A 22,859-nucleotide genomic window follows, 5' to 3' on the forward strand; every position below is an offset into this window, starting at 1 on the left:
ATCGCGTCCGCTTACCGGTTCCATTGCGCCTGCACCGGCAGCCCCGCCGGGAGCCGGGCCGCATCGCGCCCGAGTTGCACTTCGGCCAGGTAACTCAGCCGCGCCGCATCGGCGCCGAACAGCGCGTAATAGGGAGTGAAGCTGGGTTCGCTGCGCACGCTGCGCACGTGGCCGACGAAGGCGTCGGCGACGCCTTCGACCTGCACGCGCACGCTGTCGCCGACATGCACCCGCGCACGCTGTCGTTCGGGCACATAGATGCGTGCGTATGGCGCCGGCCCCACCAGCAGCACCGCCAGTGGCGCGCCGACCGGCGGCTGGTCGCCGAGCTTGTAGGGAAGGCTGTCGACGACCCCGTCGCGGGTGGCGGTCACATCGAGTTTCCGCAAGGTCACGACCTGGGCCGCGGCCTGGGCCTCCGATGCCTGCAGCGCCGCCACGCCCTGCCCGACCCGTTCGCTGCGGGTGCCGTGTTCGAGCTCGGCAAGCGCCGCCTCGGCGGCCCGCACCTGCGCCTGTGCGTTGCCGGCGGCCGCTCGCGCCCGATCGACATCGGCGGCGGCGACCAGCTGCCTGCGTCCCAGCGGCACCAGCCGCGCGGAGTACGCCTGGGCGTCACGCGCCTGCGCCTGCGCCGCAGCCAGTTGCGCGCGCGCCTGGGCGATCGCCTCCACGCGCGGGCCGGCACGCAACTCGGCAAGTGCTTCGCGTTGTTGCCGCGCCTGCGCCTGCGCGGCCTGCGTTGTCGCCAGCGTGCGCGTGTCTTCCAGTCGCAGCAGCAATTGCCCGGCACGGACGCGCTCGCCCTCGCGCACCGCGACCGCGACGACGCGCTCCGATGCCGGTGCCGGCACCGTGATCCGGTCGTATTCCAGCGTGCCAAGGGCCTGGCTCGATGGCTGGGCACAACCCGCGGATGCCATGGCCACCAGCACCGCCAATGCGAAGCGGCGGACTCCAGCTGTTTTACGAACGTCATGCATGGTGGGCTCCGGGAGCGGCGAGTGCCAGGCCGTTGTCGAGCAGTGCGATGGTGTGTTCGCGCATTGCGTCCGCGTCGATGTCGTCGGCCTGGAACATCTGACGCCAGATCGGCGCTCCGGCAGCGGGGAACAACGTCAGCCCCACCAGCGACACCACCAGCAGGCGCGGATCGAGCCGCGGATTCATCTCGCCGTCGCGCTGCGCCTGGGCGAAGCGCGCCGCCATCGCGCGCGGGATCAGCGGCGCGACGCGATCCACCAGCAGCGGGCGCAACGCGCCGCCTTCGCACAGGACTTCGCGCACCCACAAGGCGGGCAGCCACGGGTAACGGGCGATGGCTTCGTCCATGCCCCGGACGAAGGCGGCCACCTGCGCGGCGATGTCGCCGTCGGCGCGTTGCAGCGACGCCCGCACCGTGTCGAATGCGGCGACCAGGCGCTCCTGCATGACGGCTTCCTGCAACTGCGACTTGTCGCCGAAGTAGTAATGCAGCAGCGCCGGGTTGACGTTGGCTTCGCGGGCGATGCTGCGCAGCGACGTTGCGCCGATGCCGATCCGCGAGTAGCAGGCCACCGCCGCATCGAGCAGGCGCTCGCGCTGGTCCGGTCCGTCGCCGGCGGGACGACCGGCCCGGCGTGGCTGGGGTTTTCCTGTGGCTGCCTGGCTCATGCCATATTTAATTACATGTTTAATTAAATATGCAAGCCCATGCGTCGGCGTGGCCTTCTTTTGCGATTGGCGGCACGCCGTAGCAAGCTTGGACGCCGCGCCTGCGCGCGCAGAACTGAAGACAGCCCCTGATGCCTTCGCGTACCACGCCAGCCGCGTCCAGCGCGGAATTCGTCCTCGACCCACCCGACGCCGAACGCCTGGCCAATCTCAGCGGGCCCTTCGACGCGCACCTGCGCCTGGTCGAATTGCGCCTGGGCGTGGAGATCGCCAATCGTGGCAACGTCTTCCGGATCACCGGTTCGAAGGCCGATGTCGCCAGGGGCGAACGGCTGCTGCGCACGCTCTGGGACGACACGGCCGACGAAACACTGTCCCCGCCGTCGATCCACCTGCGGCTTGCCGAGTGCGAATCAGCGGCGGCGCCCACCAGCGAAATCGAACCGCAGGAGGTGACGATCAAGGTCAACCGCGGCACGATCCGCGGCCGCGGCGCCAACCAGGCGCGTTACCTGCACGCAATCGCCACGCACGACATCAACTTCGGCATCGGGCCCGCCGGTACCGGCAAGACCTTCCTCGCGGTCGCGATGGCCGTCGAAGCGCTGAACGAATCGCGCGTGCAACGTCTGGTGCTGGTGCGTCCGGCGGTGGAAGCGGGTGAAAAACTGGGCTTCCTGCCCGGCGACCTCAGCCAGAAGGTCGATCCCTACCTGCGGCCGCTTTACGACGCGCTCTACGAGATGCTCGGCGTCGAAAAGGTCATCAAGCTGCTGGAAAAGAACGTCATCGAGATCGCACCGCTGGCCTACATGCGCGGGCGCACGCTCAACGATGCCTTCGTGATCCTGGATGAGGCGCAGAACACCTCGATCGAGCAGATGAAGATGTTCCTGACCCGCATCGGCTTCGGTTCGACGGCTGTCGTCACCGGCGACATGACCCAGATCGACCTGCCCAAGCACCAGAAATCCGGGCTGCGGGACGCCGTCGAGGTGCTGCGCGGCGTCGAGGGCATCAGCTTCACGTTCTTCGAGTCGCGCGACGTCGTCCGCCATGCGCTGGTGGCGCGGATCGTCAACGCATATGAAGCGCGCGATGCTCACGATGCGGAAACAGGAGCGGCGTAGCATGCGCAGCGTGCGCCGTCCGAATCCCCGCAGGTGGTCATGCATCCGTTGCCCGTTCCGATCCTGTCGCTGATGTTCCCGCCACGATGACGAAGGGTCCCGTCAGCCTGGACGTTTCCGTCGGCTATGCCGTGCCGCGCGCCGGATTGCCAGCGTCGGCGAGCTTCCGCAAGTGGATCGCCGCGGCGTTGCAGAACCGGATCCGCGAAGCCGACCTCGCCGTGCGCCTGGTCGGCGCGCGCGAAGGCCGCGCCCTCAACCGGCACTACCGGGGCAAGGATTACGCGACCAACGTGCTGAGCTTCCCCGCCGAAACCGACGAGGTGAAGCTGCCCAAAGGCGTCACCATGCCGCTGCTCGGCGACCTGGTGCTCTGCGCACCGGTCATTGCCCGCGAGGCCCGGGAGCAGAAGAAACCCCTGCTGGCGCATTACGCCCACCTGACCGTGCACGGCACCCTGCACCTGCTCGGCTGGGACCATGGCGATGACCGCGAGGCGGAGTGCATGGAGCAGCTGGAGCGGGAAATCCTCGCCGGGATTGGCGTCGAGGATCCCTATGTCGAGCGCTGAAACCGCCGTCGACGGCCACCTGGCGGGCACTGGCCGTTGCCGGTTTCATTGGCTGGGCTCCGCCGCGCGCTAGACTTCCCTCGCCCGCCCCAGGGCGCCTGCACGAACAAGATGTCCGAGGACGACACCAGCAACCCCCCTCCCGAGCGCCCGCCGGAACGACGCTCGTGGCTCGACCGTATCGGCTCGATGCTGTCCGGAGAGCCGTCCACCCGCGAAGACCTGGTCGAGCTGCTGCGCGATGCGCAGGGCGATGGCCTGATCGCGGCCGACACCCTGCGCATGATGGAAGGCGCGATCGCGGTCTCCGACATGATCGTCGGCGACGTGATGATCCCGCGCGTGCAGATGGTCGCCCTGTGCGCCGACGATGCCTTCGTCGATCTGCTGAAACAGGTCGTCGAGTCCGGGCATTCGCGATTCCCGGTGCATGGCGAGGACCGCGACGAGATCCTCGGCATCCTGCTGGCCAAGGACCTGTTGCGCGGCGTCGTCGCCGACTACGACCATGGCAGCCATCCGGTCAACGTGCGCGAACTGCTGCGGCCGGCGATCCTGATCCCCGAGTCGAAGCGGCTGAACGTGCTGCTGCGCGAATTCCGCCAGTCGCGCAACCACATGGCGATCGTCATCGACGAGTACGGCGGCGTCGCCGGGCTGGTCACGATCGAGGATGTCCTGGAGCAGATCGTCGGCGAGATCGACGACGAGCACGATGAAGCCGAGGACACCACCGCGCTGATCGCGGCGCAGGCCGATGGACAGTACGCGGTCGATGCGCTGACGCCGATCGCGGATTTCAACGAGCGCTTCGGCGCGGATTTCGACGATGACGAGTACGACACGATCGGCGGCCTGATCACCGCTGCGATCGGGCACCTGCCCGAGGCCGGCGAGGAACTGACGCTCGGCCGCTTCAGCTTCCGGATCGCCCGCGCCGATGCGCGGCGGTTGCATGCGCTGCATGTCAGCGTGCATGCCGATCACTAGCCGCGCGCGATGGCTGTCGGGACTGCTGTTCGTGCTGCTCGCCGGCACGGCGGCGGCGGCGCAGGCCATTGCGCCACCACCCACGCCCGCCGCAGCGCCGACGGCGACGCCCGCCTTGCGTATCGGCGTGATGACCATGCTGCCGGGCCGGATCTTCTGGGAGCGCTTCGGCCATGACGCACTGATCGTCGAGGACCCGGCGCGTGGTGAAGCGATCTCCTACAACTTCGGGTTCTTCGATCCGTCCGAGCCGGACTTCCTGTCGCGCTTCATCCACGGGCACATGCGCTACCAGCTGGTCGCGCTGCCGCTGCGCGACGACCTGGCCTACTACCGCGAGGTCGGGCGTGGCGTGTCGGTGCAGTGGCTGCACCTGGCGCCCGCGCAGGCCGCGGAGCTGGCCGACTCGCTGGCGCAGAACGCGCTGCCGGACAAGGCGCGCTACAACTACGACTATTTCACCGACAACTGTTCCACGCGCGTGCGCGACGCCATCAATCGCGCGCTCGCGGGCCGCCTGCACGAACAACTGGCGGCGCGCTCGCGGGGCAACACCTATCGCAGCGAAGCGGTGCGCCTGGCGTCCCCGGCGCCGCTGATGTGGCTGGGATTCGACATCGGCCTGGGGCCGTTCGCTGATGTTCCACTGGCGCGTTGGCAGGAAGCATTCGTCCCGATGCGCCTGGCCGACAGCCTGCGCGAGGCCACCGCCTCCGACGGCAGTCCGCTGGTCGACTCCGAGCAGCAACTGTTGCCGCACCGGATCGCGCCGGAGCCGGCGGAATATGCGCGGCCCTGGTGGCCGTGGCTGCTGTGGGGCATGGCAGCCGCGATCGCCCTGGCCGTGCTGGGCCGGCGTTCGCCGCGGGCATTGGCCGCGATCTCGATGGTCTTCTGGACGGCGTGCGGACTGCTCGGCGCGCTGATGTTGTTCATCTGGTTCGATACCGCGCATCGCGCCGGCTGGGCCAACCAGAACCTGTTGCTGTTCAATCCGGCCTGCCTGCTGCTGTTGCCCGGCGGGTGGCGCATTGCCCGCGGCCGCAGTGGCGGGGCGGTGTTCGACGGCGTGCTGCGCCTGGTGGTTGTCTGCGCCATGTTGGCCTGGATCATGCGATGGCTGCCGTTCCCGGAGCAGGACAACACGCATTGGATCGCGCTGCTGTTGCCGCTCCACCTGGCCATTTCCACGACGCTGCGGCGTCGCTGACCTTGTCGGCGACCGCCGCTCCGGGGGAGGATGCGCCGATGGACGAGCCCAACACGCCACTGCCTGCCTGCGTCATCAACTGCGCGGCCTACGACCGGCAAGGGAAGCGCCGCGACATCACCCTGGACCAGATCAGCGACGTGCTGGCCGTGGACGATGGCAGCTTCGTCTGGGTCGGCATGCACGAGCCCGGCGAAGGCCTGCTGGACAAGCTGCAGGAGGAATTCGGCCTGCACGACCTGGCCATCGAGGATGCGCAGCACGCGCACCAGCGACCCAAGATCGAGGCCTACGGCGATTCGTTGTTCGTGGTGATGCACACGGCGCAGGTCGACGAGGGCCACATCCGCTTCGGCGAGACCTATGCATTCCTGGGCAAGCGCTACCTGGTCACCGTGCGGCACGGAGCATCGCTGTCGTATGCACCTGTCCGCGCGCGCGTGGAACGCGAGCCGGAACTGCTGTCGCTGGGGCCGTCCTACGGGCTCTACGCCATCCTTGATTTCGTCACCGACCACTACCTCCCGATCGCGACCGAGTTCGGAGAGGAACTCAACCAGCTCGAGCAGGACATCTTCGCCGAGGCCTACCGGCGCCAGACCATCATCAAGCTGTACGAGCTCAAGCGCGAGCTCACGCAACTGCGCCTGGCCGTCGCGCCGATGCAGGACATCCTGTCGCAACTCACGCGCATGCACGGCGACCTGATCCCGAAGGAAGTCCGCCCGTATTTCCGCGACGTGCTCGACCACGCCCTGCGCGTCAACGAGTCCACGGACACGATGCGCGAGATGCTGACCGCGGCGATGAGCGTCAACCTGTCGCTGGTGACGATCGCCCAGGGCGAAATCGTCAAGAAGCTGGCCGGCTGGGCGGCGCTGCTGGCGGCGCCGACGCTGATTGCAAGCTGGTACGGAATGAACTTCCACCAGATCCCGGAACTTTCATGGCGTTACAGCTACTTCGTGGTGATCGCGATTACCTTGGCGGTCTGCGTTGGGTTGTACCGCTATCTGAAAAAGGTCCACTGGCTCTAGGGAATGACGCTTGCTGCAATCGCCCGGATCACTGCAGAACGAACATCCCGATTGCGGCGCCGAACATCAACGCCGCGGTCAAGCCGACCACCGCGCGACTGAGAAGTGAACTCGTCTGGCCATTCATGATCTTGCGGTCACTCGCAATGATCAGCGATCCAACGAGCAGGAAGGGGGCGAGCACACCGTTGATGACCGCGGTCCAGAACAACGCTTTGATCGGATTGACACTGAGGAAATCGAGCGCGATTCCCGCAAGGATCGCGAAGGCGAAGACGGCATAGAACGAACCGGCCTTGCGCAGTCTCTGGTCCAGCCCGTAGGCCCAATCGAAGGTTTCGGCAAAGGCGTACGAGGCCGAGCCGGCCAACGTCGGTATCGCGAGCAGGCCGACCCCGACGATGCCCAGCGTGTAAAGCCAGTAGGCAAAGTCGCCGGCCAGTGGGCGCAAAGCTTCGGCTGCTTCACGGGTGCTGCTGATCCGGGTGATGCCCGCCTTGTGCAGGGTCAGCGCCGTCGCGAGGATGATGAAGAACATCACCATGTTCGAAAAAAAGGTGCCCACGCCGACGTCGATGCGGCGATCGGCGAGCTCGCGGCTGGTCGCACCCTCGCGTTGTACCAGCATGCGTCGTCCTTTGGCCTTCTTTTCTTCCACTTCCTGCCCAGCTTGCCAATAGAAAAGGTAGGGGCTGATCGTGGTTCCCAGTATCGCCACCAGCGTCTCCCAGGCCACCTTGCCACTGGGCCAGGACGGAGTTACCGATGCCCGCATGACCGTCGGCCAATCCGGCTCGAGGATGAACGCAGTAATGACGTAAGCAAACAATACGAGCGCCAGCCACTTGAGCACGCTGGCGATCTGGTGATAACGAAGACGGATGCAGGCCAGGCCGATACCAACGCCAAAGACGATGACGTAGATGCGAGACGAGCCGGCGCCAAGCATTTCGGCCGCATCGCCCATGCCGGAAAGGTCCGAACCGATATTGATGACGTTCGCGACCAGCAACGCCAACGACAGCACTCCGACGATCCAGCGCGGGAACTTGGTGCGGAATGCGCCTGCCAGCCCCATCCCGGTGACCATGCCGATCCGGGCATTCATCATCTGAACCGCACCCATGAGGGGCCAGGTCAGCCAGGCTGTCCAGAGCAGCGACGTCCCCAACTGCGCGCCGGCGATCGAATACGTCGCTACGCCGGAAGGATCGTCGTCAGCAGCGCCCGTGGTTACCCCCGGGCCCAGTGCCCGCAATATGCGACGCACGGAAAAGGGCGCAGTCGTGGAAGTCGTCATCACAGTCCGTGATCCTGAACCTGCGCAGCAGGTCGCTGGCTGCGAACGCGGCGGCCCTCGCCGCCCGCCGAAGCGAGCAGGAAGAACCGCGCATACGCGGCTTCATCAAATCAGAAGGGAGTCGGACGACCGGATCGAATGAATCCGGGAAACCGCAGCCCGCCATGTAGGCGGCAAGGCAGCGGCAGAGGAACCTGCGTTGACCCTGCCGTCAGTTGCCAATACCGGATCGGCTACAACAGTCGCTGTCCACTGAGGTTCCAACAAGGAAAGTGGGCGCACGATACATGCCCCATCGTCGGATTGTCCACCGGGATCGATGCAGCGTACGGCGATGTCCGGCGCGTCGATCCGTCCTCGTTTCGCGGGTCGCACTGCACTCAGCGAATCGGAGTGTCGTCCCAGCCGCCATGCCTGCGGCGGTCCTTGCCCTTGCGCCGGTCTTCCTTGGTCAGGTCGAAGCGGATCTCGTCCCGCCGGTCCGACGTCTTGCGGCGATCGTTGCCGGTGCGCCGGTCAGGCCCGCGATACCGCTCGGGTGGCGTGAATACGTTTGACATTGCCTTTCCCCCCTGTCGCCCGCCGCGGGACGGGGCTGGCTCCGGCTGGCACGCCCGCGCTTGTGTCGCAGGCTGAACCCTCGTCAGTGTCCCTGTAAAGCGGGGCCCCAAACCCGCCGCGTGGGGCGCCACCGGAAAAGTATCGATCTGTGATCAATGTCTCAAATTTGTCCTGTTCATCACAGGGCCGGGGTTATGACGGCGCTGCGAATTTTCAATTGCCGTGCGCAATCGTGAATACGCCCCACCCTCAAACCTCTTCCGGTGATGCATATGGACATGAAGTTGCCCCAATCGCGGACGGCCAAGGCCGTCGTCCTTTCAACCGCCCTGCTCGCCGGCGCCGTCTACGCCGGCTGTGTCTGCCATGGCACGGTGACCGTCAAGAAGTTCTATGACGCCAACGCCAACGGGGTGCATGACGCCGGCGAGCCCCGGCTGATCGGCTGGAACATGACCCTCGAGTCGGCAAGCAAGCTCTACAGCTCCACCCTGCCGACCGATTCATTCGGCTATGCCACCTTCGGATCGCTGCTTCCCGCCAGCGACTATTCGTTGCGTGAAGCCAGTCCGTTGCAGGCCAATTGGGTACAGTCCTCACCGCATGACGCGCAAGGCAACCCGATCAACCCACAGACGGGCATCCAGGTCGCTGCGGGCAATACCGCACAGCTGTCATTCGGCAATTACTGCACCAAGCCCAGCGGCGGTCGCACGCCTGGATACTGGAGCAACAAGAACGGCCTCGACACGCTGATGGACGGCGGCACCCTCGCGCCGGAATTCACGACGTTGTCGAGCCTCAACCTGAGCAGCATCAACGGCGTGGATTTCAATCCGGTCACCTACCCGCAATTCCGTGCATGGCTGCTCGCCAGCACCGCCACCAACATGGCGTACAAACTGTCGTCGCACCTGGCCGCGATGCGGCTCAACGTGGAAGCCGGCTTCGTCAATGGCAACCGGATCTATGCGCCCTTTGGCGGCTCCATCAACCAGTTGATGGCGCTGGCCAACAATTCGCTGCTGTCCGATCCGATGACGCCGGCGGGCAACCCCGAGCGCGCCTACCAGGAGCAGCTGAAGAACTGGCTGGACGCCCTGAACAATGGCGCCCCCGTCGTTTCTCCCGTCCCGTGCACCTTCTCGTTCAATTGATCGCGCGAACCGGTTTCTGACACAAGTCCCGCCCGACACCGGGCGGGGAGCCAGCGGCAGGCGATAATGCCGACATGCCGCTGACCGATACACGCAGGGCTTTCCTGCAGATCCATGCCTGCGTCCTGCTGTGGGGATTCACGGCCATCCTCGGCAAGCTCATCACGCTGCCGGCCTTGCCGCTGGTGTGGTGGCGCATGCTGATCGTGGTCGCGGCGCTGGCGCTCGTCCCGCAGGTCTGGCGTGGACTGCGCGCGATGTCGCGCAGGCTGCTGTTCTCCTACGCCGGCATCGGCGTGCTCGTGTCGCTGCACTGGCTGACCTTCTACGGCGCGATCAAGTTGTCGAATGCATCGGTCGGTGCGACCTGCATGGCACTGGCGACCGTGTTCACGGCGCTGATCGAGCCGAAACTCGCACGCCGCAAATTCTCGCGACGGGAACTGGCGCTCGGCATCGCGGTCCTGCCGGGCGTGGCACTCGTCGTCGGCGGCGTCCCGCACGGCATGCGGCTTGGCATCCTGATGGGCACGATCTCGGCGTTGTTCGTTGCCTGTTTCTCATCGCTGAACAAGCGCCTGGTCGAGCACGCCGACCCGCTGACGGTGACAGCCGTCGAACTGGGCGCCGGCACGCTGGCAATGACGTTGCTGGCGCCTGCGATGCCATTCCTGTTCCCGGCGTTCGCCGGCACGCTGTTCGTGTTGCCGGGCATGCACGACGCCTTGTACCTGCTGGCGCTGTCGGTGCTGTGCACGCTGCTGCCCTTCACCTTGTCACTGGTTGCGCTGCGCCACATGAGCGCGTTCGCCGCGCAGCTGGCGGTGAACCTGGAGCCGGTCTACGCCATCGTGCTGGCGATCCTCCTGCTGGGCGAGCAGCGCGAACTCTCGCCAGCCTTCTACGCCGGCGTGGCGATCATCCTGGGCGCGGTCGTGCTCTATCCGCTGGTCAGCCGTCCACAGCGGCTGCGCGACCTGGACGTCCTGGCCACGGGTGAATCCCGGGACATCACCGAGTGATGCTCGCCGCGGTGGGTTTCGTGGCAGGCTAACGGCCTCTTCCGGACGGGACCTGCATGTACCTCGAGCACTACGGGCTGCGTGAGCCGCCGTTCTCGATCACGCCCGACCCGCGCTTCGTGTTCCTCAGCGAGCGCCACCGGGACGCATTGGCGCACCTGCTGTTCGGCATCGGCCAGGGCGGTGGCGGCGGATTCGTGCAGCTGACCGGCGAAGTCGGCACCGGCAAGACCACCCTGTGCCGGCTGCTGCTGGAGCAACTGCCGGCGGACACGCGCGTCGCGCTCATCCTCAATCCGCGGCTGACACCGGTCGAACTGCTGGAGACCCTGTGCGAGGAATTGCACGTCGACGTCGAGGGACGCCGCGGCAGCCTCAAGGGCTTGGTCGACGCGCTCAACCGTTACCTGCTCGACGCCTATGCGCAGGGATTGCGCGTGGTGCTGATCATCGACGAAGCGCAGGATCTGTCGATCGATGCGCTGGAACAGGTGCGCCTGCTCACCAACCTTGAAACCGACACGCAGAAGCTGCTGCAGATCATCCTGCTGGGCCAGCCGGAACTGCGCACGCTGCTGGCGCGCGAGGACATGCGTCAGCTGGCGCAGCGCATCACCGCGCGATTCCACCTGACGCCGCTGGACGCGGGCGAGACCGAGCGCTACCTGCGCCATCGCCACGCCATCGCAGGCGGGGTGCACCTGCCGTTTTCGCGATCGGCGATCAGGCGCCTGCATGCCCATTCCGGCGGCGTGCCACGGCTGATCAACGTCCTGGCCGAACGCAGCCTGCTGGCTGGTTATGCGCGCGATGCCACCACCGTGGAAGCGGGCATCGTGGATCTCGCCGCGAAGGAAGCATTGTCGACATCGGCGGTGCGCAAGGCGATGTCCGGAAGGCTGCTCGCGGCGGTCGCCGCACTTGCCATCGTCGTTGCAGTGACGGCGATTGCGTTGTGGAACGGACCCCCGATGGCACCCACGGCCATGGCTTCGGCGACCGCGCATCCGGTCGCTATGGCGCCCGCGGCAGTGCCGGCGACGCCACCGGCCCTGCCCTTCCTCGATGCTGGTGAACTTGCGACGCGCATCGCGGCGGCCGGTAGCGCATCGCCCGACGCATGGCGGAGCCTGCTGGCGTCGTGGCGCTTGCCAACCGATCCAGCCGACGTCGCCATCGCAATGCAATGCGCCCCACTGCTTGCGACGGATGTGCATTGCCTGCGCGCACGGGCCACGCTGGACAAGCTGGCAGCGATCGGGCGCCCGGTGCTGTTGCACCTGCGCAGCGATGGCCGCGATGCCTGGGCCGAGCTGCTCGGCGTGGGTGCGTTGCGGGTCCGGCTGCAACTGGATGGTCCCGCCGTGGAGGTGCCGCGCGTTGCGCTGCAGCGCGCCTGGAAGGGCGAATACGCCGCCATCTGGCGCTCGCCCGCGACGCCAGCGACGTTGCCTCCAGACATCGATGCGCTGCGACGGTTCCAGTCCGACCACGGCCTGGTCGCCGACGGTGTCGCCGGCCCCGAAACCGGTTTTGCCTTGGCCGCCGACGCACCCGGTCCACGCTTGTCGCGGGGACTGGACTGAATGTCGCTCATCCTCGAAGCGCTGCGGAAATCCGAAGCCCAGCGGCGACGCGCGACGGTGCCCGACGTGTTTGCCGAACTGCCGCCTGCACCTGCTGCACGATCGCACCTGGGCGCTTCCCGGGTCGCGTGGATCGCGCTCGTCGCGTTGTTGCTGGCCCTCTGGATCGCCCGCACCGCCCTTGCACCGGCGACGCCCGCCACCGCGCCGGCAGCGCGCATCCCACGCATCGCGCCACAGGTGCCGTCCCTGCCCCCGGTACGACACCTGTCGCCGCCACCCGCGTCACCGGCGCGCACCGAACCCGATGTGCCGATGGCCGACAAGACCGACGCCACGACGCGACCTTCGCCACCCGTGCGTATCGAGCCCATATCGACCGATCCCGCGCGTGCACCGGCCACCACAACTGCGACTGCGACCGCGCCGATCACGCCACCACCGGTGACGGCTGCGCCCGCAATGACTGCGATGACCAGCCCCGCCGCGACACAGTCGCTGTCCGACCTCTCGGTCGACGAGCGCAAGGCACTGCCGCCGCTGAAGATGAGCATGCACCTGTGGAACGACGACCCGGCGCAGCGGCTGGTCATCATCGATGGCAACCGCCTGCATGAAGGCGATCGGATCGGTGATGCGGTGGTCACGGCCATCGTCGCCGACGGGGTGTTGCTGGACTGGAATGGCCGCCGGTTGAAGTTGCCGATTCGCTGACGGTGACGACTGCAGCCCGGCCCCGGCCGGACCGCCTTGCGCTGGCGCAAATTCCTCCCGGGCCGACGCAGCCGCCTCGGTGGCCGATGCACGCGACAGCGTGTGTTGCTGCGGCTATCCTCCGGATGGTCCAACATGAATCGGGGAATCGGGGATGAACCAGAATTCGCAAGCCGATATCGGCAAGCTGGTCCTGCGCATCGCGCTGGGCGTGTTGATACTGCTGCACGGCATCGCCAAGCTCAGGGGTGGCGTCGGCCCCATCGAAGGCATGGTGACCGCGCACGGCTGGCCGTCCTACATCGCCTACGGGGCCCTGGTTGGTGAAGTCCTCGGGCCGCTGATGCTGCTGGCCGGCTTCCATGCCCGGATCGGCGCGCTGCTCATTGCGATCAACATGCTGTTCGCATTCGCACTGGCGCACATGGGCCAGCTGGGCCAGCTCAACGAACAAGGTGGCTGGGCGCTCGAACTGCAGGGAATGTTCCTGGCGACGGCCGTGGCCCTGGCCCTGCTCGGCCCGGGCCGCTACAGCGCCAACGGGCGCTGACGACCCCCCGCCAGGGACGGCTGCTCCGCCTCAACCGACGACCGGTGGCCTCGCGCGCCCCGGCCGCTGCGAACCTTTTGCCGCACCGCGTGTCAGATCGACACCACCAGGCTGAACGACTCGCTTCCAGCCTGCATCCGGGCCCGCATCCAGGTCGTATGTGCTGCCATGAACAATCCATCCAAGCGCGTCCCTGATCCGTCCCGCCGCGGTTTCCTGCTGTCGTCCACGCTGGCAGTCACGGCGCTGGCGCTTGGCTGCGCCCGCAAGAGCGAGGCCGCGGCGCCCGCCAAGAAGGTGGCGCCGGGCAAGGTTGCACTCGTCGAGTTCAGCAACGACGGCAGGCGGCTGCGCACGGTGCAGGCAGACAAGGTGGTGAAGACCGACGCGCAGTGGCGCCGGCAACTCTCGCCGCTTGCGTTCCAGGTCACGCGCCATGCCGATACCGAGCGTGCATACACCGGTCCGCTGCTCAACGTGCACGACAAGGGCGTCTTCCGCTGCATCTGCTGCGATACCGCGTTGTTCGATTCGGCGACGAAGTTCGAATCGGGGACCGGCTGGCCGAGTTTCTGGCAGCCGATCGCCAGGCAGAATGTCGTCGAAAAGACCGACCGCACCTTCGGCATGACACGCACGGAGGTCTCCTGCGCGCGTTGCGACGCGCACCTGGGGCATGTGTTCGACGACGGCCCCAGGCCGACGGGCCTGCGCTACTGCATGAACTCCGCCGCGCTGCGTTTCGCCAAAGCCTGATCCCCATCGCTTCAAATCTGGAGTCGCCATGCGCAAGCCATCGCTTCGAGCCGGCAAGTCCATCCTCGCCACGGCATTGCTCGCGGGACTGATGGCCTGCAGTGCCGGATTCGCCCGCAGCAAGCCGGTGGCCCTGCCCGATCCCACGCTCGACCTGCCGTCAACTGCGGCCGCGGGCGAACAGACCGCGGTATTCGCCGGCGGCTGTTTCTGGGGCGTCGAAGCCGTCTTCGAACACGTCAAGGGTGTCCGGCAGGCGACGTCGGGATACAGCGGCGGCAACAGCGGCTCCGCCGAATACGACACCGTCAGCACCGGGCGCACCGGGCATGCCGAATCGGTCAAGGTCGTCTACGACCCCTCGAAGGTCAGCTACGGCCAGTTGCTCAAGGTGTATTTCTCGGTCGCGCACGACCCGACCCAGCTCAACCGGCAGTCCCCCGACGTCGGCACCCAGTACCGATCGGAAATCTTCACCACCAGCGACGCGCAGCAGAAGGTCGCCAGGGCTTACATCGCGCAGTTGACCGCGGCCAGGGTGTTTCCGGCGCCGATCGTGACCCGGGTCGAGCCGCTGAAGGCCTTCTATCCGGCCGAGGCTTACCACCAGGATTACCTGAAACTGCATCCGAACGATCCCTACATCGTCTACAACGATGCGCCAAAGCTCGTGCATCTCAAGCAACTGTTCCCGACGCTCTACAAGGGTGGCTGAGCCGGCAACGCTTGCATGCCCCTCGCAACGCTGCGAGGGTGGCCCACCCCACTGCGCGCGATCATCCATGCAGCACATCCGCTTCGATCTCGAGCGCGACCATGTCGAGCTCAACCAGCTGCTGAAACTCGTTGGCCTGTGCGATAGCGGCGGTGCCGGCAAGGCGCTGGTCGCCAGCGGCGTTGTCACCGTCGACGGCAACGTCGAACTGCGCAAGACCTGCAAGATCCGCGCCGGACAGTCGGTCCGCGTCGGTGACGTCGACATCCAGGTCGTCGCGGCGGCCTGACGGCATCAGTCCAGGTGCGAAGCGTCCTTGTCGCGACCCTTGCCGAACCAGCCATCCAGGCGGCCGGCGATTCGCTTGATCACCCGGGAAAAACGTCCGCGGCGTGTCTTGCGCTCCACGGCCGCGGCATCGACCACCCACGCGACCTGGATCACGCGACGCTCGCCTTCATAGGGAAGATGCCCGTGGAAGGAATTGTCGGTGCGGCGGAAGGCCGTGAGCGTGCCGAACACCGGTTTGATTTCCGGCGCGACCAGCGCCTCGATGTCGTTGCTGGCCGACAGGAAGCGCAGGCAACCGGCGTGCGATGGCGCCCACTCGGGATTGAGATACACCAGCGCGCTGGCGACCTTGGACTGGCTGTCGGTGTGGATGGTCCCGTGCCGCAGGTTCAGCGCGCGGCAGATGGTGACCAGCACCGGATATTGCGATAGCCGCTCGATGCCGAGCAGCTCGCCGACCCGGTCGGCGAATGCGGGTGTGGTGAGTTCGCCGACGAGGGTATTCATGGCGGGGCCGCAATCGCTGCTGGCGAAGGGAAAAAAGCCAGCGCCCCGGTACTGCGGGAAGTCCTGGCCGAGCGCCTGCTCCGCATCGCGATCAAGGACGTCCGTTGCGACCAGCAGCGGGAACGGCGCATCCCGCACCACCGTGGCCGGCGCAATCCTGTCTGTCAGCAGCGTCATGTCCTCTCCGCGTCGCAACTCCGACGCGCATTGGACCACTGCGCCAGCGGGTTTCAAAGCCGGAGGCCCTCCGGGATCAGCGCCCGGGCCGCGAACGGCATGCCTGCAGCAGCAGGCAAGGTCGCCGTCAGTGCAGCGGAATGCTCAGGCCGGGGCCGGGATTCGGGCCGCCGTGGGTCATGGCCCAGGCCACGCCCGCAATCAACGCCAGGGCGAGAACGCCCCGCATCAGTGCTTCAAACCGGTCTCCACGGCCCGGGATCTTGGTGCTCATCGGATACCCCCTCTCGGAGGGCAATGAAACTCTCATTGCAATGCCGAGTCTGAGAGCCCGATCACAAGCCCTTCATCGCAGGCTTCCGCCGGCCGCATTCAGCGGCTACTGCACAATGCCCCCACGCCATCGCAAGGAATCCCATGGACGCACGTGAACAATCGATGCTCGCCAAGGTGCCGCACGTCACGTTCGGCTTCTGGCTCATCAAGATCGCGGCAACGACCCTGGGCGAAACCGGTGGCGATGCGGTGACCATGTCGATGAACCTCGGCTACCTGGTCGGCACCGCGATTTTCGCGGCCATCTTCATCGCCTTCGTCGTCGCGCAGATCGCGGCGAAGAAATTCCACCCCTTCCTGTACTGGTCAACGATCATCGCCACCACCACGGTGGGCACGACGCTGGCCGATTATGCGGATCGTTCGCTGGGGATCGGCTACACCGGCGGCACGACGATCCTGCTGTCGCTGCTGCTGCTCTCGCTGTTCACCTGGCATCGCACCCTCGGCACCATCTCGGTCGAGTCGGTGGGCGATCCCAAATCCGAGCTGTTCTACTGGGTGACGATCATGTTCTCGCAGACGCTCGGCACCGCGCTGGGCGACTGGGTCGCGGACACGGCCGGGCTCGGCTACGGCGGCGGCGCGCTGATCTTTTCCGGCTTGCTCGCGATCGTCGCCGCGCTGTTCTTCTGGACCAGGGTGTCGCGCACGACATTGTTCTGGGCCGCCTTCATCCTGACCCGTCCGCTGGGCGCGGTGGTGGGCGACTTCCTCGACAAACCAGTCGCCAGCGGCGGCCTGGACCTGAGCCGCTACACCGCGTCGCTCGCGCTGCTGGCCTTCATGGTGGCCTGCATCCTGGTATTCCCGCAGAAGGCATCGGCCCGGGCGCACTGATCCTGCAGACGCGGGACGGGAATGAACCCGGCCGCGTTTGCCCCTACGATTGCGGCTGGTCCCCGCGATCCGAAGCCGATGCCCGCACGCACCCCGACGAACACCGCCCGCCTGATGCGCTGCATGGCGCCCATGCTGATGCCGGTCGCGCTGCTCGCGACCAGCCTGGCAACCAGCGCGCAAGTGCGGACCGACGACAGCACGCGCTGGCAGCGCGAGGCGCAGGCGGTCACGATCACCCGCGACGACTGGGGCATCGCGCACGTGCACGGCAAGACCGACGCCGACGCCGTGTTCGGCATGGCGTATGCGCAGGCCGAGGACGACTTCAATCGGGTCGAGACCAACTACCTCAACGCGATGGGCCGGCTCGCCGAGGCCGAGGGCGAGTCCGCGATCTGGCAGGACCTGCGGCAGAAGCTCTTCATCGACCCGGTGCAATTGCAGGCGCTGTACGCGAAAAGCCCCGCCTGGCTGCAGGCATTGATGATCGCCTGGGCCGACGGCCTGAATCATTACCTCGCCACGCATCCCGACGTGCATCCGCGCGTCATCACGCACTTCGAACCATGGATGGCACTGAGCTTCACCGAGGGCAGCATCGGCGGCGACATCGAGCGCGTTTCGCTCGACGATCTCGCGGCCTTCTATGGCGGCAATCCAGGCGCGGTCGCAAGCACGCAGGCGCCGTCGAGCTGGGACGAGCCAACGGGCTCCAACGGTATCGCCATCGCACCAAGGCTCAGCGCCGACGGCCACGCGCTGCTGCTCATCAATCCGCACACGTCGTTTTTCTTCCGCTCCGAGTTGCAGATGTCGAGCGACGCGGGGCTGGATGCCTATGGCGCGGTGACCTGGGGGCAGTTCTTCGTCTACCAGGGCTTCAACCGGCATGTGGGCTGGATGCACACATCCACCGGCGCCGACGTCGTCGACCAATTCGCCGAGACGATCGTGCGCCGGGACAAGCAACTGGCCTACCGTTACGGCAAGGACCTGCGGCCGGTCACGACGCGCGAGATCGTCGTGCCGTATCGCGGCAAGGACGGCGCGATGGCCGAGCGCCGCTTCACCGTGTACGCAACGCACCACGGCCCGATCGTGCGCGCGAAGGATGGCAGGTGGATTGCCGTCGCGCTGATGAACAAGCCGATCGAGGCGCTGGAACAAAGCTGGCTGCGGACCAGGGCGACCGATTACGCCAGCTACATGAAGGTCGCCGGATTGAAGGCGAACTCGTCGAACAACACGATCTTCGCCGACGACAAGGGCGAGATCGCCTACCTGCATCCGCAGTTCATCCCCAGGCGCGACGATCGCTTCGATTACACGCAGCCGGTCGACGGCAGCGACCCGGCGACCGACTGGCACGGCCTGCATGCATTGGACGAGGCGCCGCACCTGCTCAATCCGCCCAATGGCTGGTTGTTCAACACCAACAACTGGCCCTACTCCGCCGCCGGCGCGGACAGCCCGAAGCAAGCGGACTACCCGCGCTACATGGACACGTCCGGCGAGAATCCGCGCGGCATCCACGCCACGCGCGTGCTGTCCGGACAACGGGACTTCACCCTGCCCTCGCTGATCACCTCGGCATTCGATTCCTACCTGCCGGCCTTCGCGCAACTGGTTCCGGTACTCATCCGCGATTACGACGCACTGCCTGCCAACGACCCGCTCAGGCCACGGCTCGCCGGCCCGATCGCGCTGCTGCGCAACTGGGACGATCGCTGGGGCATCGCGTCGATGCCGACGTCGCTTGCAGTGTTCTGGGGCAACACGTTGTGGGACAAGGTGCACGCGGGTGCCAATTCCGCGCACGCCTCGATCTATGACTACATGGCCGGACAGGCTGGCCCGAAGGCACGCCTGGATGCGCTCGTCGAGGCAACCGACCGCCTGCAGGAGGACTTCGGCAGCTGGGGCGTGCCCTGGGGCGAGATCAATCGCTTCCAGCGCATCGACGGCGCCATCGTGCAGCCGTTCAACGATGCCAAGCCCAGCATCCCGGTGCCGTTCGTGTCGTCGCGATGGGGCTCGCTCGCATCGTTCGGCGCGCACCGCTGGCCCGGGACGAAACGTTACTACGGCACCAGCGGCAACAGCTTCGTCGCGGTCGTCGAGTTCGGCGACAAGGTCAGCGCGCGCGCCATCACCGCCGGCGGCGAAAGCGGCCACCCCGACTCCGCGCACTTCAAGGACGAGGCCGAGCGTTACACCACCGGCAACCTGCGGACGGTGTACTTCTGGCCCGAACAGCTCAAGGGACATACGGAGCGCGTGTATCACCCCGGATTGTGATTGCGCTCACGCGTCGCGGCACGCCGCGTGAGCGCATCACGCGTCCGGACGCAATAGGCGTAACGGCAGATGCCGGGCGTGGCTGGCTGGCGGATGATCCGCGCAGTTCGATGCCATGGCGCCACGCGTGGTGTTCATCACGCCTTCCACTTCCGGCATGCAGGATTCGCCACTTGGACAATCCCTATCTCGATCGTGAATTGAGCGAGCTGGCACAGGCCTGCGATGAGCGTGCCGGTGAGCTGCAGGCGCGCGCCTGGCATTCCGAGGCCGAGCGCAATGCATTGCGGGAAGCCACGGCGGACCTGCTCAGTGCCGTCGCCCGGCAATTGGCGTCTGCGCCCTTGTCCGGGTCATCGCCCGCGAACGCGACCGATGCGGCCACATCCAGCCTGAGCGCGGCTGACCTGCGCACGATCATCGATACCCGGGTTTGCCACCAGCCCTTGCATGCGTCGCCGACCCATACCTGGGTGCGGGATTTCGCGCCGGGCGGCGACGACAGGGCGACCGGTCGCTGATTCACGGCCGGACTTCATCGGCGCCGAACGTCGGCCAGCGCCCCGCGCTCAGCCGACCTTGATCCGCCCGATGCCGATCGACCGCGAAGGATGACCCTCGCCATCCGGCGCGCGATATTCGATCCGGATTTCGCGCATGCCATCGACGACATCCGGGTTGACCGGCGATTCACCAACGCAACCCGCCAACAGTCGGCCATCCGGAACTGGGGCGCGTGCGGTGACGCGACCGGTGCCCGCGTCGATCTGCGAGGACATCGAGCAATCGCCCGTGCTGAGCACGACCAGGCTGGGATGCAGCTGCGCGGTGAATTGCTCCAGTTGTCGAAGGGTGTCCTCGCGCGACAGCCTGGCCTGCTCGATGCTGTAGCGCGCCTTGACGAAATACAGGTGATCGAGCAGCAGCGTCATCGCCGAGCTGTATGCAGTGCCATGGATCGTGTAGCCCAGGTCGACCGCGCGTGCCGGGATCGCCGCGGCCGGAGCGACAGGAACCGACGCCACAGAAAACGCCTGCAATTCGCCGATGTCGAAGTCCGCGTGACCGGCCTGCCGATGGGCCTGGCCGATGAGGTCGGCTTCAGTGCGCGCAGCCTCGGCAAACTGCGCCGCCGACAGGACGCCGGCCGGATAGAAGTAGACGTCGATCCATCGATCGCTGTCCCGGCCATGGGCATAGCGGACGGACACACCGTATTCCTGCTCGTCGAACCGGTGCTCGCCGATCGCCTCCCATTCGCCGACCTTCAGCGGATAGACGATCCGCGATTCGCGCAGGAAGCCGCCCAGGAATGGCTGCGGGTGATCCTTGCTGACGTCGCTCGGGGATTCGGCGTTTTCCGCGGCCGACACGCCGGGGACCCCGAACAGCGTCATCCCCATGGACAGCCACAAGCCCAGTCGCGTCATTGGTTTCCCCCGTCCGGACACACGAATCCCCGCGACCAGGACAGCGCATGCGCCGCTCCGGCGCAAATTGTGGACGCCGCCTCCGGTCCCAAACCGCGACGCAATGCGCGGATTGGGATTTACGCGCGGCGCAGTGCCCAGAAGCCGATGTCGCGGCGGTGGCGATAGCCGATCTGTTCGTACAGGCGTTTCGCGCGCAGGTTCTCGTGGCTCACATGCAGGAAGGGGATGCGGCCGCGTTCGATGTTGTCGTTCGACAGCATGGCGGTGAGGCGACGGGCGTAGCCGCGTCCGTTGAAATCCGGATGCGTGCAGATGGCGCTGATTTCCTGGTGACCATCCATGCCCAGGCGCTCGCCGGCCATCGCCGCCAGGCGACCATCCTGGTAGATGCCGACATAGCGGCCCAGCTCGATCGTGCGCGGCCGGAAGTAATGCGGATAGACCAGCGCGGTCAGCGCCAGCACGTCGGCGCGGTGCGCGTCGGCCAGCGCGATGACGTCCGGCCCGTCGATCACCGGGATGGGCTCGGCGCAGGTCATCTGCGCCAGGTCCGCGAATGGCTCGAGTTGAAAGTCTCCGGATACGCGCGGCGCAACGCCGAGCAGCAACAGGGTTTCGCCCGGCGCGACCAGCGAAGCCAGCGCCTCGCCAACATCCACGTCGGCATCCCGCACGCCGATGAACGGCGCGAAGTCGGCCGGGTAGCGCGCAACACCTCCCGAGCGTTGCGCCAGCGCGCGATGGCGACTGGCCAGTGATGACCAGAATGGATTGTCGAGCTCGCAGGTTTCCATCCGTCGATTCTGCCTCGTCGGTCGCGCGCAGGCGAGCAATCGGCGCGATGCCGGCGACGGCTGGCCTTGTCGCGTCGCTAACGCCCGCGCGCAGATAGTGATCGACAGTCATGGCACGGCTTCGAGTCGCTGTCGTGGCATCGGCCAATGCTGGAGGTAGTGCGATGGAAAAGACCAACAAAACCGGTGCGCCGGCGCCCGGTGGCGATCCGCGCACGGAACCGGTGGAGCGGCGCCCCATGCGTCCGCCGTCGCTGGATCCGCGTTCGCAATCGGCGATCGACAACATCGGCGTCGATGACCAGGCCGACCTGCTGGATGCCGCGCTCGATGACCAGCCGGGCGATCGCAATGCCGACGGGACGTCCTTCCTCGACGACGTTCGCAGCGACGGCGACCAGGACGAGCGCAACGAGCGGCGCTAGGCGCGCGCCCCGGATCCGCCGGCTAGAACAGCCGGTAGGTCTTGCCGGTATCGCCGCCTTCCACGCTGCGGGCGAAACCCAGCGCCGCGCGTGCGGCAGGCACCGGCTCGAAGCCGCGAAACAACGGTGCGTACTCGTGCATGGATTCCAGCAGCACGCCCGGGCTGACTGCGTTGATGCGCAGCCCGCGCGGCAGTTCCAGCGCTGCACAACGCACGAAGGATTCCAGCCCGCCATTGACCATCGCTGCCGATGCGCCGCCGCGGATCGGGTCGGTCGACACCACGCCGGTGGTGAGCGTGATCGAGCCGCCATCACGCAGGTGGGGCACGGCGAGCAGGGCCAGGTTCACCTGCCCCATGAGTTTCTCCGACAGCCCGAGATGCCACTGCACGTCGGTCAACTCGAGCAGCGGGCCGAAAGCGACGTGGCCGGCGGCGGAGATCACGGCATCCAGCGGCCCGACCGACTGCAACGCGGCGTCGATGCTGTCGGCGTCGGCCAGGTCCAGGTGCACGTCACCGGTCCTGCGTCCGGCAGGGATCAATTCATGACGCACGCGCAGCTCCGCAGCGACCGCTCGCCCCAGTGTTCCGTTGGCACCGACCAGCAGGATCTTCATCGTCGTCTCCCTTGTCATCCATGGTTCGCCAACGCGCGCTGATAACGCAGTGTGGACACTCCAGCGGATTGCATCGCGTGATTGCAGACAGGCGCGCCAGGCCGCGAGCGTGCGATGAGGCATCGTCGAAACGTCGCCACCGCTGCTCGCTGAACGCGCTCGCCATGCAAAGGATACCTG

At 66.7% G+C, this 22,859-nt stretch carries 26 protein-coding genes; 17 read left to right on the plus strand and 9 right to left on the minus strand.

The window, feature by feature from the left end:
* Positions 1-11 precede the first annotated feature (11 nt).
* The gene (locus GST15_RS06040; RefSeq protein ID WP_159016301.1) at positions 12-983 is read right to left on the minus strand and encodes an HlyD family secretion protein; all 972 of its coding nucleotides are present in this window, start codon (positions 981-983) and stop codon (positions 12-14) included.
* On the minus strand, positions 976-1,653 hold the full coding sequence (locus GST15_RS06045; RefSeq protein ID WP_159016302.1) for a TetR/AcrR family transcriptional regulator: 678 nt from the start codon (positions 1,651-1,653) through the stop codon (positions 976-978). The genes GST15_RS06040 and GST15_RS06045 overlap by 8 nt, the downstream gene beginning before the upstream one ends.
* A gap of 131 nt (positions 1,654-1,784) precedes the next feature.
* Between GST15_RS06045 and GST15_RS06050 the strand changes: the two genes are divergently transcribed.
* The 5 genes from GST15_RS06050 to corA all read left to right on the plus strand — a co-directional run bounded on the left by GST15_RS06050 (position 1,785) and on the right by corA (position 6,592).
* Entirely contained in the window at positions 1,785-2,783 is a 999-nt protein-coding gene (locus GST15_RS06050; RefSeq protein ID WP_159016303.1) for a PhoH family protein, read from the plus strand.
* A gap of 86 nt (positions 2,784-2,869) precedes the next feature.
* Positions 2,870-3,355: an rRNA maturation RNase YbeY gene (gene ybeY, locus GST15_RS06055; protein WP_159016304.1), complete on the plus strand. Its 486-nt coding sequence runs from the start codon at positions 2,870-2,872 to the stop codon at positions 3,353-3,355.
* Between the two features lie 111 nt (positions 3,356-3,466).
* On the plus strand, positions 3,467-4,345 hold the full coding sequence (locus tag GST15_RS06060; RefSeq protein WP_159016305.1) for a CorC family transporter: 879 nt from the start codon (positions 3,467-3,469) through the stop codon (positions 4,343-4,345).
* Positions 4,332-5,555 (plus strand): lipoprotein N-acyltransferase Lnb domain-containing protein, encoded by a 1,224-nt coding sequence (locus GST15_RS06065; RefSeq protein WP_233263062.1) that lies wholly within the window; start codon positions 4,332-4,334, stop codon positions 5,553-5,555. The genes GST15_RS06060 and GST15_RS06065 overlap by 14 nt, the downstream gene beginning before the upstream one ends.
* A 38-nt stretch (positions 5,556-5,593) precedes the next feature.
* A complete protein-coding gene (gene corA, locus GST15_RS06070; protein WP_159016307.1) occupies positions 5,594-6,592 on the plus strand; it encodes a magnesium/cobalt transporter CorA in 999 nt (332 codons plus the stop codon).
* A 28-nt stretch (positions 6,593-6,620) separates the two neighbouring features.
* On the opposite strand, the gene GST15_RS06075 is transcribed toward corA, so the two are convergent.
* Entirely contained in the window at positions 6,621-7,892 is a 1,272-nt protein-coding gene (locus GST15_RS06075) for an NRAMP family divalent metal transporter (protein ID WP_159016308.1), read from the minus strand.
* Between the two features lie 380 nt (positions 7,893-8,272).
* Positions 8,273-8,452 (minus strand): hypothetical protein, encoded by a 180-nt coding sequence (locus GST15_RS06080; RefSeq protein ID WP_159016309.1) that lies wholly within the window; start codon positions 8,450-8,452, stop codon positions 8,273-8,275.
* 279 nt (positions 8,453-8,731) lie between these two features.
* Between GST15_RS06080 and GST15_RS06085 the strand changes: the two genes are divergently transcribed.
* The 8 genes from GST15_RS06085 to GST15_RS06120 all read left to right on the plus strand — a co-directional run bounded on the left by GST15_RS06085 (position 8,732) and on the right by GST15_RS06120 (position 15,242).
* Positions 8,732-9,610, plus strand: a complete 879-nt coding sequence (locus tag GST15_RS06085; RefSeq protein ID WP_159016310.1) for a hypothetical protein — start codon at positions 8,732-8,734, stop codon at positions 9,608-9,610.
* Positions 9,611-9,684: 74 nt separating this feature from the next.
* Positions 9,685-10,632: a DMT family transporter gene (locus GST15_RS06090; protein WP_159016311.1), complete on the plus strand. Its 948-nt coding sequence runs from the start codon at positions 9,685-9,687 to the stop codon at positions 10,630-10,632.
* Between the two features lie 56 nt (positions 10,633-10,688).
* Positions 10,689-12,218, plus strand: a complete 1,530-nt coding sequence (locus GST15_RS06095; protein WP_159016312.1) for an ExeA family protein — start codon at positions 10,689-10,691, stop codon at positions 12,216-12,218.
* Entirely contained in the window at positions 12,219-12,932 is a 714-nt protein-coding gene (locus GST15_RS06100; protein WP_159016313.1) for a general secretion pathway protein GspB, read from the plus strand. It abuts the gene before it with no gap.
* A 154-nt stretch (positions 12,933-13,086) separates the two neighbouring features.
* On the plus strand, positions 13,087-13,482 hold the full coding sequence (locus tag GST15_RS06105; RefSeq protein WP_159016314.1) for a DoxX family protein: 396 nt from the start codon (positions 13,087-13,089) through the stop codon (positions 13,480-13,482).
* 168 nt (positions 13,483-13,650) lie between these two features.
* Positions 13,651-14,238, plus strand: coding sequence for a peptide-methionine (R)-S-oxide reductase MsrB (gene msrB / locus GST15_RS06110; RefSeq protein ID WP_159016315.1), 588 nt, complete (start codon positions 13,651-13,653; stop codon positions 14,236-14,238).
* Between the two features lie 28 nt (positions 14,239-14,266).
* A complete protein-coding gene (gene msrA, locus GST15_RS06115; RefSeq protein ID WP_159016316.1) occupies positions 14,267-14,953 on the plus strand; it encodes a peptide-methionine (S)-S-oxide reductase MsrA in 687 nt (228 codons plus the stop codon).
* A gap of 67 nt (positions 14,954-15,020) precedes the next feature.
* Entirely contained in the window at positions 15,021-15,242 is a 222-nt protein-coding gene (locus GST15_RS06120) for an RNA-binding S4 domain-containing protein (RefSeq protein WP_159016317.1), read from the plus strand.
* A 5-nt stretch (positions 15,243-15,247) separates the two neighbouring features.
* Here the strand turns inward: GST15_RS06120 and GST15_RS06125 are convergent, their stop codons facing one another.
* Positions 15,248-15,928, minus strand: a complete 681-nt coding sequence (locus tag GST15_RS06125) for a 2OG-Fe(II) oxygenase (RefSeq protein ID WP_159016318.1) — start codon at positions 15,926-15,928, stop codon at positions 15,248-15,250.
* Positions 15,929-16,055: 127 nt separating this feature from the next.
* Entirely contained in the window at positions 16,056-16,202 is a 147-nt protein-coding gene (locus GST15_RS06130) for a hypothetical protein (protein WP_159016319.1), read from the minus strand.
* A gap of 143 nt (positions 16,203-16,345) precedes the next feature.
* Between GST15_RS06130 and GST15_RS06135 the strand changes: the two genes are divergently transcribed.
* The 3 genes from GST15_RS06135 (at position 16,346) to GST15_RS06145 (ending at position 19,926) form a co-directional block, all read left to right on the plus strand.
* On the plus strand, positions 16,346-17,104 hold the full coding sequence (locus GST15_RS06135; RefSeq protein WP_159016320.1) for a COG4705 family protein: 759 nt from the start codon (positions 16,346-16,348) through the stop codon (positions 17,102-17,104).
* A gap of 78 nt (positions 17,105-17,182) precedes the next feature.
* Positions 17,183-19,405, plus strand: a complete 2,223-nt coding sequence (locus GST15_RS06140; RefSeq protein ID WP_159016321.1) for a penicillin acylase family protein — start codon at positions 17,183-17,185, stop codon at positions 19,403-19,405.
* 173 nt (positions 19,406-19,578) lie between these two features.
* Positions 19,579-19,926: a hypothetical protein gene (locus GST15_RS06145; protein ID WP_159016322.1), complete on the plus strand. Its 348-nt coding sequence runs from the start codon at positions 19,579-19,581 to the stop codon at positions 19,924-19,926.
* Positions 19,927-19,974: 48 nt separating this feature from the next.
* On the opposite strand, the gene GST15_RS06150 is transcribed toward GST15_RS06145, so the two are convergent.
* Positions 19,975-20,835, minus strand: a complete 861-nt coding sequence (locus tag GST15_RS06150) for a hypothetical protein (RefSeq protein ID WP_159016323.1) — start codon at positions 20,833-20,835, stop codon at positions 19,975-19,977.
* Positions 20,836-20,954: 119 nt separating this feature from the next.
* Positions 20,955-21,632: a GNAT family N-acetyltransferase gene (locus GST15_RS06155; protein WP_159016324.1), complete on the minus strand. Its 678-nt coding sequence runs from the start codon at positions 21,630-21,632 to the stop codon at positions 20,955-20,957.
* 164 nt (positions 21,633-21,796) lie between these two features.
* Between GST15_RS06155 and GST15_RS06160 the strand changes: the two genes are divergently transcribed.
* On the plus strand, positions 21,797-22,057 hold the full coding sequence (locus GST15_RS06160) for a hypothetical protein (RefSeq protein ID WP_159016325.1): 261 nt from the start codon (positions 21,797-21,799) through the stop codon (positions 22,055-22,057).
* Between the two features lie 22 nt (positions 22,058-22,079).
* Here GST15_RS06160 and GST15_RS06165 read toward each other — a convergent pair whose 3' ends face one another.
* A complete protein-coding gene (locus tag GST15_RS06165) occupies positions 22,080-22,697 on the minus strand; it encodes a short chain dehydrogenase (RefSeq protein ID WP_159016326.1) in 618 nt (205 codons plus the stop codon).
* Between the last annotated feature and the right edge of the window lie 162 nt (positions 22,698-22,859).

Source organism: Cognatiluteimonas profundi (assembly GCF_009792795.1).
In the GTDB taxonomy this organism is placed as follows: Bacteria; Pseudomonadota; Gammaproteobacteria; order Xanthomonadales; family Xanthomonadaceae; genus Cognatiluteimonas; species Cognatiluteimonas profundi.

Bases quoted from the DNA above. Each gene is read 5' to 3' on its own strand.
- GST15_RS06040 (WP_159016301.1), bottom strand. From the start codon at position 983: ATGCATGACGTTCGTAAAACAGCTGGAGTCCGCCGCTTCGCATTGGCG.
- GST15_RS06045 (WP_159016302.1), bottom strand. From the start codon at position 1,653: ATGAGCCAGGCAGCCACAGGAAAACCCCAGCCACGCCGGGCCGGTCGT.
- GST15_RS06050 (WP_159016303.1), top strand. From the start codon at position 1,785: ATGCCTTCGCGTACCACGCCAGCCGCGTCCAGCGCGGAATTCGTCCTC.
- ybeY (WP_159016304.1), top strand. From the start codon at position 2,870: ATGACGAAGGGTCCCGTCAGCCTGGACGTTTCCGTCGGCTATGCCGTG.
- GST15_RS06060 (WP_159016305.1), top strand. From the start codon at position 3,467: ATGTCCGAGGACGACACCAGCAACCCCCCTCCCGAGCGCCCGCCGGAA.
- GST15_RS06065 (WP_233263062.1), top strand. From the start codon at position 4,332: ATGCCGATCACTAGCCGCGCGCGATGGCTGTCGGGACTGCTGTTCGTG.
- corA (WP_159016307.1), top strand. From the start codon at position 5,594: ATGGACGAGCCCAACACGCCACTGCCTGCCTGCGTCATCAACTGCGCG.
- GST15_RS06075 (WP_159016308.1), bottom strand. From the start codon at position 7,892: ATGACGACTTCCACGACTGCGCCCTTTTCCGTGCGTCGCATATTGCGG.
- GST15_RS06080 (WP_159016309.1), bottom strand. From the start codon at position 8,452: ATGTCAAACGTATTCACGCCACCCGAGCGGTATCGCGGGCCTGACCGG.
- GST15_RS06085 (WP_159016310.1), top strand. From the start codon at position 8,732: ATGAAGTTGCCCCAATCGCGGACGGCCAAGGCCGTCGTCCTTTCAACC.
- GST15_RS06090 (WP_159016311.1), top strand. From the start codon at position 9,685: ATGCCGCTGACCGATACACGCAGGGCTTTCCTGCAGATCCATGCCTGC.
- GST15_RS06095 (WP_159016312.1), top strand. From the start codon at position 10,689: ATGTACCTCGAGCACTACGGGCTGCGTGAGCCGCCGTTCTCGATCACG.
- GST15_RS06100 (WP_159016313.1), top strand. From the start codon at position 12,219: ATGTCGCTCATCCTCGAAGCGCTGCGGAAATCCGAAGCCCAGCGGCGA.
- GST15_RS06105 (WP_159016314.1), top strand. From the start codon at position 13,087: ATGAACCAGAATTCGCAAGCCGATATCGGCAAGCTGGTCCTGCGCATC.
- msrB (WP_159016315.1), top strand. From the start codon at position 13,651: ATGAACAATCCATCCAAGCGCGTCCCTGATCCGTCCCGCCGCGGTTTC.
- msrA (WP_159016316.1), top strand. From the start codon at position 14,267: ATGCGCAAGCCATCGCTTCGAGCCGGCAAGTCCATCCTCGCCACGGCA.
- GST15_RS06120 (WP_159016317.1), top strand. From the start codon at position 15,021: ATGCAGCACATCCGCTTCGATCTCGAGCGCGACCATGTCGAGCTCAAC.
- GST15_RS06125 (WP_159016318.1), bottom strand. From the start codon at position 15,928: ATGACGCTGCTGACAGACAGGATTGCGCCGGCCACGGTGGTGCGGGAT.
- GST15_RS06130 (WP_159016319.1), bottom strand. From the start codon at position 16,202: ATGAGCACCAAGATCCCGGGCCGTGGAGACCGGTTTGAAGCACTGATG.
- GST15_RS06135 (WP_159016320.1), top strand. From the start codon at position 16,346: ATGGACGCACGTGAACAATCGATGCTCGCCAAGGTGCCGCACGTCACG.
- GST15_RS06140 (WP_159016321.1), top strand. From the start codon at position 17,183: ATGCCCGCACGCACCCCGACGAACACCGCCCGCCTGATGCGCTGCATG.
- GST15_RS06150 (WP_159016323.1), bottom strand. From the start codon at position 20,835: ATGACGCGACTGGGCTTGTGGCTGTCCATGGGGATGACGCTGTTCGGG.
- GST15_RS06155 (WP_159016324.1), bottom strand. From the start codon at position 21,632: ATGGAAACCTGCGAGCTCGACAATCCATTCTGGTCATCACTGGCCAGT.
- GST15_RS06160 (WP_159016325.1), top strand. From the start codon at position 21,797: ATGGAAAAGACCAACAAAACCGGTGCGCCGGCGCCCGGTGGCGATCCG.
- GST15_RS06165 (WP_159016326.1), bottom strand. From the start codon at position 22,697: ATGACAAGGGAGACGACGATGAAGATCCTGCTGGTCGGTGCCAACGGA.